The 12,566-nt window shown below is 74.0% G+C and carries 12 protein-coding genes; 11 read left to right on the forward strand and 1 reads right to left on the reverse strand.

Features of this window, described 5'->3' with window-relative positions; all coding sequences use genetic code 11:
• The first annotated feature begins 3 nt into the window (after window positions 1–3).
• The 11 genes from ftsW (at window position 4) to HNR61_RS26525 (ending at window position 11,684) form a co-directional block, all read left to right on the forward strand.
• A complete protein-coding gene (gene ftsW / locus HNR61_RS26475) occupies window positions 4–1,254 on the forward strand; it encodes a putative lipid II flippase FtsW (protein ID WP_182845891.1) in 1,251 nt (416 codons plus the stop codon).
• Window positions 1,255–1,333: 79 nt separating this feature from the next.
• Window positions 1,334–2,431 (forward strand): undecaprenyldiphospho-muramoylpentapeptide beta-N-acetylglucosaminyltransferase, encoded by a 1,098-nt coding sequence (gene murG / locus HNR61_RS26480; protein ID WP_182845892.1) that lies wholly within the window; start codon window positions 1,334–1,336, stop codon window positions 2,429–2,431.
• Between the two features lie 53 nt (window positions 2,432–2,484).
• Window positions 2,485–3,888, forward strand: coding sequence for a UDP-N-acetylmuramate--L-alanine ligase (gene murC, locus HNR61_RS26485; protein WP_182845893.1), 1,404 nt, complete (start codon window positions 2,485–2,487; stop codon window positions 3,886–3,888).
• 65 nt (window positions 3,889–3,953) lie between these two features.
• Window positions 3,954–4,703 (forward strand): cell division protein FtsQ/DivIB, encoded by a 750-nt coding sequence (locus tag HNR61_RS26490; protein WP_182845894.1) that lies wholly within the window; start codon window positions 3,954–3,956, stop codon window positions 4,701–4,703.
• A 522-nt stretch (window positions 4,704–5,225) separates the two neighbouring features.
• Window positions 5,226–6,713 (forward strand): cell division protein FtsZ, encoded by a 1,488-nt coding sequence (ftsZ, locus tag HNR61_RS26495; protein WP_182845895.1) that lies wholly within the window; start codon window positions 5,226–5,228, stop codon window positions 6,711–6,713.
• Window positions 6,710–7,453, forward strand: coding sequence for a peptidoglycan editing factor PgeF (gene pgeF, locus HNR61_RS26500; protein ID WP_182845896.1), 744 nt, complete (start codon window positions 6,710–6,712; stop codon window positions 7,451–7,453). The genes ftsZ and pgeF overlap by 4 nt, the downstream gene beginning before the upstream one ends.
• Window positions 7,454–7,472: 19 nt before the next feature.
• A complete protein-coding gene (locus tag HNR61_RS26505; protein WP_182845897.1) occupies window positions 7,473–8,228 on the forward strand; it encodes a YggS family pyridoxal phosphate-dependent enzyme in 756 nt (251 codons plus the stop codon).
• 105 nt (window positions 8,229–8,333) lie between these two features.
• Window positions 8,334–8,879: a cell division protein SepF gene (locus HNR61_RS26510; RefSeq protein WP_182845898.1), complete on the forward strand. Its 546-nt coding sequence runs from the start codon at window positions 8,334–8,336 to the stop codon at window positions 8,877–8,879.
• Between the two features lie 24 nt (window positions 8,880–8,903).
• Window positions 8,904–9,182, forward strand: a complete 279-nt coding sequence (locus HNR61_RS26515; protein ID WP_067831843.1) for a YggT family protein — start codon at window positions 8,904–8,906, stop codon at window positions 9,180–9,182.
• Between the two features lie 55 nt (window positions 9,183–9,237).
• Complete coding sequence (locus HNR61_RS26520; RefSeq protein WP_182845899.1) at window positions 9,238–10,143, forward strand: DivIVA domain-containing protein; 906 nt, start codon at window positions 9,238–9,240, stop codon at window positions 10,141–10,143.
• A gap of 173 nt (window positions 10,144–10,316) precedes the next feature.
• On the forward strand, window positions 10,317–11,684 hold the full coding sequence (locus tag HNR61_RS26525; RefSeq protein WP_182845900.1) for a hypothetical protein: 1,368 nt from the start codon (window positions 10,317–10,319) through the stop codon (window positions 11,682–11,684).
• Between the two features lie 60 nt (window positions 11,685–11,744).
• Here HNR61_RS26525 and HNR61_RS26530 read toward each other — a convergent pair whose 3' ends face one another.
• Window positions 11,745–12,506 carry a DUF1707 SHOCT-like domain-containing protein gene (locus tag HNR61_RS26530; RefSeq protein WP_312898109.1) on the reverse strand — a complete coding sequence of 254 codons (762 nt, stop codon included), beginning with the start codon at window positions 12,504–12,506 and terminating at the stop codon, window positions 11,745–11,747.
• Between the last annotated feature and the right edge of the window lie 60 nt (window positions 12,507–12,566).

The raw sequence follows: 12,566 nt of genomic DNA on the forward strand, positions 1-12,566 counted from the left end.
GTCGTGAGCGCGATCCCCGCCGAGCAGGAGCCCGGCCGCCGGTCCCGGCCGCGCGAGCAGGTCGCCGCGGCCGTCGGGCTGCTGGACCGCCCGCTGACCTCCTACTACCTGGTGCTGGGCTGCACCGTGATGCTGCTGGCGCTCGGCCTGACCATGGTGCTGTCGGCGTCGCTGGTCAAGCAGTTGCAGGAGACCGGGTCGGCGTACACGCTGCTCCAGAAGCAGGCCATGTGGATGGCGCTCGGGCTGCCGATGATGTGGGGGGCCTCCCGGCTGCCGGTGCGGACGTTCCGCACCCTGGCCTACCCGATCCTGTTGCTGTCGGTGGCGGCGCTGGTGCTGGTGCTGTTCATCGGCCACACCGCCAACGGCGCGACCCGCTGGATCGCGTTCGGGCCGATCCTCATCCAGCCGTCCGAGCCCGCCAAGCTCGCGCTGATGCTGTGGGGCGCCGACATCCTGGCCCGCCGGGAGAAGTCCGGGATGCTCACCGAGTGGCGCCCGCTGCTGATGCCGCTGATGCCCGTCGCGGGCGTGCTGGTGCTGCTGGTGATGCTGGGCAACGACCTGGGCACCACCCTGGTCCTGCTGACGATCTTCCTGGCGCTGCTGTGGGTGGTGGGCGCGCCCGGCCGCCTGTTCGTCGGCATCGCCGGGCTGGTGGCGCTGCTGGTGGCGATCCTCATCGTCGTCGAGCCCTACCGGATGCAGCGCCTGACCGGGTTCCTGGACCCCACCCAGAACCAGCTCACGCACAACTACCAGGGCACGCAGGGGTTGTACGCGATCGCCTCCGGCGGCCTGGTCGGCACCGGGCTGGGGGAGGGACGCGCCAAATGGGACTTCCTGCCGCACGCCGAGACGGACTTCATCTTCGCCATCATCGGGGAGGAGTTCGGGCTGGTCGGTACGCTCGTGGTACTCGGGCTGTTCGGGCTGCTGGCGTACGCGGGCCTGCGGATCGCCCGCCGGGTGAGGGACCCCTTCACCCGGCTGGCGGCGGCGGGCGCCACCGCGTGGCTGGTGGTCCAGGCGATCGTCAACATCGGGGCGGTGATCGGCGTGTTCCCCATCACAGGGATCCCGCTGCCGCTGGTGTCCTACGGCGGGTCGGCGCTGATCCCGACCCTGGTGGCGCTCGGCATGCTGCTGGCGTTCGCCAAACGCGAGCCCGGCGCGCGCCAGGCGCTGGCCGCCCGCGGCCCCGGACCGGTGTCGCGGGCTCTAAGCTGGCTGGGCCTGGCCCGGCGCTGACCTCTCGCCGGACCGACCGGCCCACACGGACCGAGCCGATCCCCCCACCACCGACCATGCTGAGGAGTTGTCACAGAGCATGAGGGTTGTCCTGGCCGGCGGCGGCACCGCCGGACACATCGAGCCCGCCCTGGCCCTGGCCGACGCGCTGCGCCGGCACGACCCGAACACGGGGATCGTGTGCCTGGGAACCGAGCGCGGCCTGGAGACCCGGCTGGTCCCGCAGCGCGGCTACGAGCTGGCGCTGATCCCGCCGGTGCCGCTGCCCCGCACGCTCACCCCCCAGCTGCTGACGGTGCCGGGCCGGCTGCGCGGGGCGATCAACACCGCCGCCAACGTCCTGGACCAGTTCGGCGCCGACGTCCTGGTGGGCTTCGGCGGCTACGTCGCCACGCCCGGCTACCTGGCCGCCCGCAAGCGCAAGGTGCCCATCATCGTGCACGAGGCCAACCCCAAGCCGGGGCTGGCCAACAAGCTCGGCGCGCGGTTCACCGACCACGTGGCGGTGTCGCACCACGACTCGCCGCTGCCGAACGCCCGGTTCGTCGGCATCCCGCTGCGCCGCGAGATCGCCACGCTGGACCGGCTGGCGATGGGCGACAAGGCCCGCTCCTACTTCGGGCTGCTGCCCGACCTGCCCACCCTGCTGATCTTCGGCGGGTCGCAGGGCGCCCGGTCCCTCAACCAGGCCGCCGTGCAGGCCGCGCCGTGGTTCCGGCAGGCCGGGATCCAGGTGCTGCACATCGTGGGCCCCAAGAACACCGAGACGCCCGAGCCCGCGCCGCCGGGCGGCCCGCAGTACGTGACGATCCCGTACTGTGACCGGATGGACCTGGCCTACGCGGCCGCGGACATGGCGATGTGCCGGGCCGGCGCGATGACCTGCGCCGAGCTGACCGCCGTGGGCCTGCCCGCGGTGTACGTGCCGCTGCCGATCGGCAACGGCGAGCAGCGCCTGAACGCCGAGCCGATCGTGGCCGCGGGCGGCGGGATGCTGGTCGACAACGCCGAGATGAGCGCCGAGTGGATCGCCCGGAACCTGCTTCCGGTGCTGGCCGACCCGGGGCGCGTGGCGCAGATGTCGGAGGCCGCGGGGCGGATGGGTCGCCGCGACGCCGACGTGGCGCTCGCGCAGATGGTGTACGAAGTGGTCCGTTCGGAGGGCCACCGGCAGTAGCCCCGGTGGCCGGGGACGGAACGCGCGGGGACGAGGGGAACGAGAACCACCCGATGAGTCTGATCAGCCCTGGTGAGGTCGTGCCGGCGGAGAAGCTGGGCCGGGTCCACTTCATCGCGATCGGCGGTGCCGGCATGTCCGGCATCGCCCGTGTGATGCTCAAGCGCGGCGTCGCGGTGTCCGGCAGCGACGCCCGCGACTCGGAGCTGCTGGGCCAGCTCGCCGCGCTGGGCGCGAAGGTCTTCGTCGGGCACGACGCCGCCCATCTGGGCGACGCCGACACCGTGGTGGTGTCCACCGCCATCCGCGACACCAACCCCGAGCTGGTCGCGGCCCGCGAGCGCGGGCTGCGGGTGCTGCACCGCTCCGCCGCCCTGGCCTCGCTGATGGCCGGGCGGCGGGCGGTCGCGGTCGCCGGGACGCACGGCAAGACCACCACCACCTCGATGCTGACGGTGGCGCTCCAGCACGCCGGGGCCGACCCGTCGTACTGCATCGGCGGGCAGCTCGTCACGACCGGGCTGGGCGCCGACGAGGGCACCGGGGACGTGTTCGTGGCCGAGGCCGACGAGAGCGACGGCTCGTTCCTGATGTACACCCCGCACATCGCGGTCGTCACCAACGTCGAGGCCGACCACCTGGACAACTACGGCGGCTTCGAGCTGGTGAAGGAGAACTTCGCCCGGTTCGTGGACCGGATCGAGCCCGGCGGCACGCTGGTCGCCGGGGCCGACGACCCGGTCGCGCTGGAGCTGGCCGACCGCGCCCGCGCGCGCGGCCTGCGGGTGCTCACCTACGGCGCGGCCGAGGGCGCGGACCTGCGGGTCACCGGGTTCACCCCGCGCGGCCTGGGCTCGGAGTCCACGATCGAGGGCGTCGGGACGGTCCGGCTGGGCGTGCCCGGCCGCCACAACTCCCTCAACGCCACCGCCGTCGTCGCCGTCGCCCGGGCCCTCGGCCTCGACGAGGACGCGGTGCGGGAGGGGCTGGCGGGGTTCGGCGGGGCGATGCGCCGGCTGGAGCGCAAGGGCGAGGCGGGCGGGGTCGAGGTGTTCGACTCCTACGCCCACCACCCCACCGAGGTCACCGCCGATCTGGAGGCCACCCGCGACTACCTGCGGGAGAAGGGCGAGGACGGCCGGATCGTGGCGGTGTTCCAGCCGCACCTGTACAGCCGCACCCGCTTCTTCGCCGCCGAGTTCGGGCAGGCCCTCGGCCTCGCCGACGTCGCGGTGGTGATGGACGTCTACGGCGCCCGCGAGGACCCCGAGCCCGGCGTCACCGGCGAGCTGATCGTCGATGCGGTGCCCGAGGGCACCGAACGCGTCTACGCGCCGGTCTGGGACGAGGTCGCCGCCACCGCGGCGGGCCTGGCCCGTCCCGGCGACGTGGTCATCACGCTGGGCGCGGGCGACGTGACCCGGCTCGGCCCGCTGGTCCTGGACCGGCTCGCCTGATAACCGGCTGACACGGGCGCGGGCCTCCGCGCCCCGCGGCCCCTTTCCGTCCATCCTTGGGAGACATGAGCACCACCAGACCCTCACCGGACCGGGACGCGCGGCGACCGGAGGAACCCGCCCCGCGCGGGCGGGGACCCGGCCGGTGGAAGGTGGCGTTGGTCACGCTGGCGGTGGCGGCCCTGCTCGGCGCCGCCGTCTGGGTGGTGCTCGGCTCGAAGCTGCTGGTGGTGCGCAGCGTCGAGGTCACCGGGACGTCCCTGGCCCCGCGCGACCGCGTGGTGGCGGCCGCCGGGATCCGGCTCGGGCTGCCGATGGCCCGGCTGGACACCGGCGAGGTCCGCGACCGCGTGGCGCGGCTGCGGGAGGTGGAGTCGGTGCGGGTGAAGCGGCGCTGGCCCGCCACCGTGCGGATCGCGGTGCGGGAGCGGGTGCCGGTCGCGGTGGTCGCCCGGTCCGGCCGCTACCACCAGTTCGACCGGCATGGGGTGGCGGTCGCCGACAGCGCGGCCCGGCCGCCCCGGCTGCCGGCGCTGGTGGTGGCCGCGCCGGGCCCCTCCGACCGGGTCACCCTCGCCGCGCTGGGCGTCCTGCACGGCCTGCCCGACCGGCTGAAACGGCAGGTGGCCGAGGTGACGGCGGACTCGCCCGCCACGGTGACGCTGCGCCTGGCCGGCGGCCCGACCGTCGTGTGGGGCGGCGCCGACCGCACCGAGGAGAAGGTCAGGCTGCTGGACGGGCTGCGGCGGACCCCCGCCGGGCGCACGGCCCGCACGATCGACGTCAGCTCGCCCGAGGTCGTCACCACCCAGTGAGACGCGTCACCCCCTGGCGGCCCGTCCGGGGAGAAGCGGGTTTCGGATGCCGTGTCCGACATCGGGGACCGGATACGGGGAGCGTCGGAACGGATGCGTTCGGTGAGTGGGGGCCGGTGCGTGTGTCGCGGCGCTTCCGGCGGCGCGATGGGGCACCCTTGGGCGGTGGGTTCGCGCTCCTGGGGGCGCGGATCACCGTCGTGGCGGGCGTCGCGACCGGCGTCGGGCGGGCGGGAGCCGCGCCGCGCGACGTCCTTCGCCAACCGGTGGAAACCGGTGCTCACCGCGACACGCCGGTTCAGTTGGCGGGGGGTTAGTTGACCCTGGCCGTAAGCCCGCCCTACTGTCCGTATCAGTCCTCAGGTTGACATAACTGTAAGCCTCAAGTTGAGGGTGAGGGTTTGGGAACGGCCCACCGGCCGCCCCGGACCCGATCCGGAACACATCAGGTCAGGAACACCGCGGCGGCCCGGCGACAGCCGGACCGGCCGGTCGATAGAGCGAGCGGAAAGGCCCCTCGTCGTGGCAGCACCGCAGAATTACCTCGCGGTCATCAAGGTCGTCGGAATCGGCGGCGGCGGCGTCAACGCCGTCAACCGGATGATCGAGGAGGGACTCAAGGGCGTCGAGTTCATCGCGATCAACACGGACGCCCAGGCGCTGCTGATGAGTGACGCCGACGTCAAACTGGACGTGGGGCGCGAACTCACCCGCGGCCTGGGCGCGGGGGCCAACCCCGACGTGGGCCGCAAGGCCGCCGAGGACCACCGCGAGGAGATCGAGGAGGTCCTCAAGGGGGCCGACATGGTCTTCGTCACCGCGGGCGAGGGCGGCGGCACCGGCACCGGCGGCGCGCCGGTCGTGGCGAACATCGCCCGGTCGCTGGGCGCCCTCACCATCGGCGTGGTCACCCGCCCCTTCAGCTTCGAGGGCAAGCGGCGCGCCATGCAGGCCGAGGCGGGCATCGAGACCCTGCGCGACGAGGTCGACACCCTCATCGTGATCCCCAACGACCGGCTGCTGTCGATCTCCGACCGGCAGGTCAGCGTGCTGGACGCGTTCAAGGCCGCCGACCAGGTGCTGCTGTCCGGTGTCCAGGGCATCACCGACCTGATCACCACCCCGGGCCTGATCAACCTGGACTTCGCCGACGTGAAGTCGGTCATGTCCGGGGCGGGCTCGGCGCTGATGGGCATCGGGTCGGCGCGCGGCGACGACCGCAGCGTCGCCGCCGCCGAGATGGCGATCTCCAGCCCGCTGCTGGAGGCCAGCATCGACGGCGCCCACGGCGTGCTGCTGTCCATCTCCGGCGGCTCCGACCTCGGTCTGTTCGAGATCAACGAGGCCGCGCAGCTGGTGTCCAACGCCGCCGCGCCGGACGCCAACATCATCTTCGGCGCGGTCATCGACGACGCGCTGGGCGACGAGGTCCGGGTCACCGTGATCGCCGCGGGGTTCGATGAGATCCGCCCTAACAAGCCGGCCGCGGAGCCCGAGATCAAGCGGGTCCCGCCGCCGGCTCGTCCGACCACCCCGGCGCCTGCCCCGCAGGCCGCGCCGGTGAACCCGATCCCCAGCCGGATCGGCCGCAGCGAGACGACCGCGCCGACCCCGCTGCCCGCGCAGCCGGCCCAGGCCCAGCAGCAGCCGACGGTGGCGCAGGCCGCCGCCGCGCCCGCGCAGCAGGCGCCCGCGACGCCGCCGGCCCCGCCGTCGGCGCCGCCGGCGGCCCAGCAGCGGTCCGAGCCCGAGCGGCCCCAGCCCGAGCGCCCGGCCGCCCCGGCGCAGCAGGCGCAGCGCCCCGAGCCGTCGCGGCCCGAGGCCGAGCGGTCCGGCGGCGAGGAGGGCGAGACGCCGCGTCCGCCCGCGCCGCGCCCGGCGGTGAACGAGCCCCGGCACACCCGCGTGCCGGCCGGCGACGGCGACGCCGCCCCGGCGCCCGCCGAGCGCGGGCGCGACCGGGTGGTGTTCGAGGACGACGACCTCGACGTCCCCGACTTCCTGAAGTGATCGACAAGATCGCGTTGGGCCCCGGGGTCGGGGCCGCGTTCACCGGCCGGACCGGCGGCGTCAGCGCCGCCCCCTACGACGCCCTCAACCTGGGGGGCGCGGTGGGGGACGATCCGGCCGCCGTGCGCGCCAACCGGGAACGCGCCGCCGCCGCGCTCGGCCTCGACGCCGCCCGCGTGGTGTGGATGCGGCAGGTGCACGGCGCGGAGGTGGCGGCCGTCACCGGCGCCACGCCGCCGGACGCCGACCCCGACCCGGTCGACGCGGTCGTCACGACCGTCCCGGGCCTGGCGCTGGCGGTGCTGGTCGCCGACTGCGCCCCGGTCCTGCTGTCCGATCCCGAGGCGCGGGTCGTCGGCGCCGCCCACTCGGGACGGCCCGGCACCGCCGCCGGGATCGTCCCGGCGCTGCTGGAACGGATGCGCGGGCTCGGCGCCGACCCCGCCCGGGTCCGCGCGGCGATCGGCCCGGCCGCCTGCGGCGGCTGCTACGAGGTGCCCGAGGCGATGCGCGCCGAGGTCGCCGCCGCGGTGCCGGAGGCGTACGCGACCACCCGCCGGGGGACGCCCGGCCTGGACATCCGCGCCGGGATCGCCGGGCAGCTGGCCCGCGCGGGCGTCACCGACGTGGCCGTCGACCCGCGCTGCACCATCGAGACCCCCGACCTCTTCTCCTACCGCCGCGACCGGCGCACCGGGCGCTTCGCCGGGTACGTGTGGCTGGAGGAGCCTCCCCGATGACCGACACGGAAGACCCCCGATGACCGACACCCCCGCCGCCTCCGCCGACCCGGCCTCCGTCCCCTCCGGCGGGGCCGCCGCGGAACGGCGCGCGGAGCTGGCCGCCAACCTCGCCGACGTGCGCGCCCGCATCGCGGCGGCCTGCGCCGCCGCCGGACGCGACCCCGGCGAGGTGACCCTGGTGGCGGTGACCAAGACCTTCCCCGCCTCCGACGTGCGCCTGCTGGCCGGGCTCGGGCTCACCGAGGTGGCCGAGAACCGCGACCAGGAGGCCGCGCCGAAGGCCGAGGCCACCCGGGACCTGCCGCTCACCTGGCACTTCGTCGGCCAGTTGCAGACCAACAAGGCCCGTTCGGTGGCCCGCTACGCCGACGTCGTGCAGTCGGTGGATCGCTCCAGGCTGGTGACGGCGCTGGCCGGCGCCGCCGCCAGGCAGGAGCGCACGCTGCGCTGCCTCATCCAGGTGTCGCTGGACGAGAGGGAGGGCCGGGGCGGCGCGGAGCCGCGGGACGTGCCGCGTCTCGCCGAGGAGATCGCCGCCGCCGACGGTCTGGAACTCGGCGGCGTCATGGCGGTCGCGCCGCTGGGCGCCGACCCGGGCCCGGCGTTCACCCGGCTGGCCGGGATCGCCGCGGACCTGCGCGCCGCGCACCCCGCCGCCACGACCGTTTCGGCGGGGATGAGCGGGGATCTGGAGCAGGCGATCGAATGTGGTGCGACACACGTGCGTGTCGGTACGGCGTTGCTCGGCGGCCGACGGGCAATCGTCAGGTAATGTCCCCCCAGTGGTCACCGCCGAAAGGGCAGGCCACGCAGACGGATCAGTCCGACGGCGGCGCCTGGCGCCGGGTGCCGCGGCCACAGGACGACGGAGGGGCGTATGGCCAGCGCGATGCGCAAGATGGCGGTCTACCTCGGCCTTGTGGAGGACGACCGTTACGACGACAAGTACGGCAAGTACGACGACTACGACGAGTACGACGAGGTCTACGACGACGCCGACCCCGAGCGGGGGAGGCGCCGCGAGGACGAGTCCGGCGGTCAGCTTACCCGAGGGGACGACGCCGGGGAGCGGGAACGTGATCATCACTCGCCCGCCGTCGCGGAACGCCGTCCGGTGGCTCTGTACGAGTCGGGTACCACCGACCTTGCGCGCATCACTACGCTGCATCCAAGGACCTACAACGAGGCGAGGACCATCGGGGAGCACTTCCGTGAGGGCACCCCGGTGATCATGAACCTCACCGAGATGGTCGACTCGGACGCCAAGCGGCTGGTCGACTTCGCGGCGGGTCTGGTGTTCGGCCTGCACGGGAGCATCGAGCGTGTTACCAACAAGGTGTTCCTGCTTTCGCCCGCCAATGTGGAGGTGACGGCGGAGGACAAGGCCCGGATGGCAGAACGAGGGTTCTTCAACCAGAGCTGACAGAGAGCCACAAGTGAGAGTTCCGTGACAATCGTTGTACAGGTGCTCATCCCCCTGCTGTACCTCTTCCTCCTGCTCCTGATCGGGAGGATGATCCTGGAGATCCTCCAGCAGTTCGCGCGCGACTGGCGTCCCCGCGGCGTCGTCCTGGTGATCGCCGAAGTGGTCTACACCATCACCGATCCGCCACTGAAACTGCTGAGGCGTTTCATCCCCCCGGTGCGGCTGGGTAACGTGGCATTGGACCTCAGCTTCATGGTCCTCTTCCTCGCGGTCGGGCTACTGATCAACATCCTCCGGTAGGTGTGATCAGATACCGTCCATCGGGAAAGACTCCAAGCGCGCCAAGGAGACGAACATGCCGCTCACACCCGCCGATGTGCGGAACAAGCAGTTCAGTACCACCAGGCTCAGGCCGGGGTACGACGAGGAGGAGGTGGACGCCTTCCTCGACGAGGTCGAGGCCGAGCTGGACCGCCTCATCCAGGAGAACGAGGAGCTGCGGGCGAAGCTGGCCGAGTGCCTGCGCGGCAAGGTCCCCGCCATGGCGGCCCCGATCGTCGAGCCCAAGCCCGACGTCACCAAGATCCCCGAGCCGCCGCGCCCCGAGCCGGTCCCGCAGCCCGAGCCCGAGCCCGCTCCGCTGGGCGGCCTCGGCATGTCCTCCCCGCCGCCCTCCGGCGAGGACAACATGGACACCGCGGCCCGCGTGCTGGCGCTGGCGCAGCAGACCGCCGACCAGGCGATCGCCGACGCCCGCCGGGAGGCCGACGAGACGCTGGGCCGGGCCCGCCGCGAGGCCGAGGAGATCCTCGGCAAGGCGCGCCGTCAGGCCGACCAGATCGTCAGCGAGGCCCGCTCGCGCGCCGAGGCCCTCGACCGTGACGCCCAGGAGCGGCACCGCCAGGTCATGGGCTCGCTGGTGCAGCAGCGCGAGGAGCTGGAGCGCGAGGTCGACAACCTGCGCGCCTTCGAACGCGAGTACCGCAGCCGCCTGAAGGTCTACCTGGAGGGCCTGCTGCGCGACGTGGAGGGCACCAGCGCCGAGGCGGGCGCGTTCCCCGGGGTCGGCCAGCAGAACCCCGCCGGACCCCAGCAGACCGGACCGCAGTCGGCTCTCGCGCACGGTGACCGCAACGGGACGCAGACGGGCGCCAACCCCTTCCCGTCTCCGGCCGACCAGCCCCAGCACACCCAGCAGGTGCAGCACTCGGCGACCGGTGCGTTCCACGCCGGGGACAACCCGCCGCACGAGAGGCGCTGAGGCCAGCCTCACAGGCGATAGTGTCTACTCCGATCGCCGCGCCGCGGATGGCGTCCGAGCCATCCCGGCGGCGTTGGCGTGTCGGAACGTCTGCGGTGGTCTCCAGACCGGGACGACGGTCTGCGGGGACGCGCCTGTGAAGGGGGAGAGACCCTGTGATCATCCTGAGTGGTGTGCTCGTACTGGTGGCGATCGCCCTGCTCGTGGCGGGCGTCCTGGCCGGTAACGGCGACAACCCGCAGGTGTTCGGCGTCGACGCGCTCTATGTGATCTACGGTTCGATCGCGGTCAGCGTGGTGTCCTTCCTCTGCCTCGCCATCGGGGTGTTCCTGCGCCGCAAGGAGATCTTCGGCTCGGGCACGGCGCCCGCCGCCGGGAGCGGCCGCAAGGCCGCCAAGAAGGACAAGGGCGACAAGGGGAAGAAGAGCGGGAAGGACGCGCGCCCGGCGACCACCGGCGACGCCTCCGCCGCCGCCCCGGATCCGTCCGCGGCCCCGGCCGACGACGAGGCGGCCGTTCCCGCCCCGGCGGTCGAGGTCCCCGAGGACTCCCTGGTCCACGTCGTGCGCGGCCGTCGCCGCTACCACCTGGACACCTGCCGCCAGCTGGCCGGGCGGGAGACCGAGGAGCTCACCTACGTCGAGGCGCGCGAGGAGGGGTTCAGCCCCTGCACCGCCTGCATGCCCGACACCGCGCTGGCGGCCCGCGCCGCCATCAGCGCGCCGGCGAAGGCGAAGAGCGCCGCCGTGAGCACCACCAAGACCCCCGTCGGGGCGACCAGGACGGCCACCAAGCCGGGGACCGGTACGAAGACCGGTACGAAGACCGGTACGAAGACCGGTACGAAGACCGGTACGACGGCCGAGAGCGGCGCTGCGCCGCTGGGGGCCTCCGGGCCCGCCAAGCCCGCCGACCCGGTCAAGCCCGTCGACCCGGTCAAGCCCGCCGCGTCGAGCGCTCCCGCGCCGACCGCGCCGCTTCCCTCGGCCTGGCCCGTCCCGGGCAAGCCCGCCGACCAGCCGGCCGACAAGGGCCCTGACAAGGGTTCCGACAAGGACTCCGGCGAGACGGCCGAGACCGGAACGAAGCCCGCCGGGCCCGTCACCGCGGCCCCGGTCGAGGACGAGAAGCCCGCCGCGGCCGAGACCGCGTCCGCCGCCGAGGTCATGCCGCCCCGGCCGCGCGAGTCCGCCGACACCGGGGTGGAGACGCCCAAGACGGAGCCCGCCGAGCCGGAGCCTGTCAAGGCCGAGACGCCCAAGACGGAGACCCCTGGCGACGAGGGCGCCGCCGACGTCCCCGGCGAGCCCGCCCCGCCGCCCGCGAAGGCCGCCGACCCGGCCGCCGAGGGCGAGGGCGAGGGCCCGCAGGTGCGGATCCTGAGCGGCACCAAGCGGTACCACCGCACCGACTGCGCGCTGATCGAGGACATCGGGGACGACGCCGACGACCTGGAGGCGCTGTCGCGCGGAGAGGCCAAGGCGCGCGGCTGCACCCCGTGCCTGGTGTGCCAGCCCGACCGCGAGCACGCCCGCGACTGATCCCGCGTCCGCCACGAGGGCCGCGTCCCGCCGGGACGCGGCCCTCGGCGTCCGCGCGGGTCAGCCGCGGCGGGGGTGGCGGGCGTGCCGCAGGGCGCGCAGGTTCTCGCGGCGCTCGTCGTGGATCTCCCGGATGCGCCGGCCGTGCTCCTCCAGCCTCCGCTGCCGTTCGGCGCGGCGGGCCTCGGAGCGGGAGGCGCCCGTCTCGCGGCGCTTGACCGACACCCCGCCGAACAGCGCCAGGCCGGTCAGGTGGATCACGGGGGCGTCGGCGGCGAACTCGTCGTCGTGCGGCACGTCCACGCCGCCCAGCACGGCGGCGATGGAGTTGACCACGCGGACGCCGGGCGGAACGGTGATGTCCACGCCGCCGAACACGCACGTCACGTTGACGGTGACCTCGCGCTGGGACAGCACGGCCCGCCGGAAGTCGAGCTCGACGCCGCCGAACACGGCGGCGACGTTGGTGTGCGGGTCGGCGAGCCAGCGCCCGCGCCGCTCGGCCCCCGAGAAGATCGCGACGATGCCGCCGCCCTGCGAGACCGGCGCGGGGAGGGGCTCCTCCTTGCGCAGCGACACCGTGGGGGCGGGCACGGCCCCGGGACCGGCGGGCAGGTCGGCCAGGACCGGCTCCAGGTCGGCGTAGGTGCGGGCCCGGTAGACGGCGTCGATGCGCTCGGAGTGCTCCTCGGGCGTGATGCGTCCCTCCGCCAGCGCCTCCCGCAGCCGGTCGGCGACCTGGTCCCGGTCGGCGTCGGAGGCCCGCATCAGACGGGGGTCGGCCGGGGAACCGTCGGCCGAAGGCGGTTCTGGAAGGTTCACCCCACCATCATCGCACTTGCGATGTATCGCGTTGTAGGGGAAACGGCGGATCGGGCGGCC

The organism is Actinomadura kijaniata (assembly GCF_014138665.1).
Taxonomy (GTDB): domain Bacteria; phylum Actinomycetota; class Actinomycetes; order Streptosporangiales; family Streptosporangiaceae; genus Spirillospora; species Spirillospora kijaniata.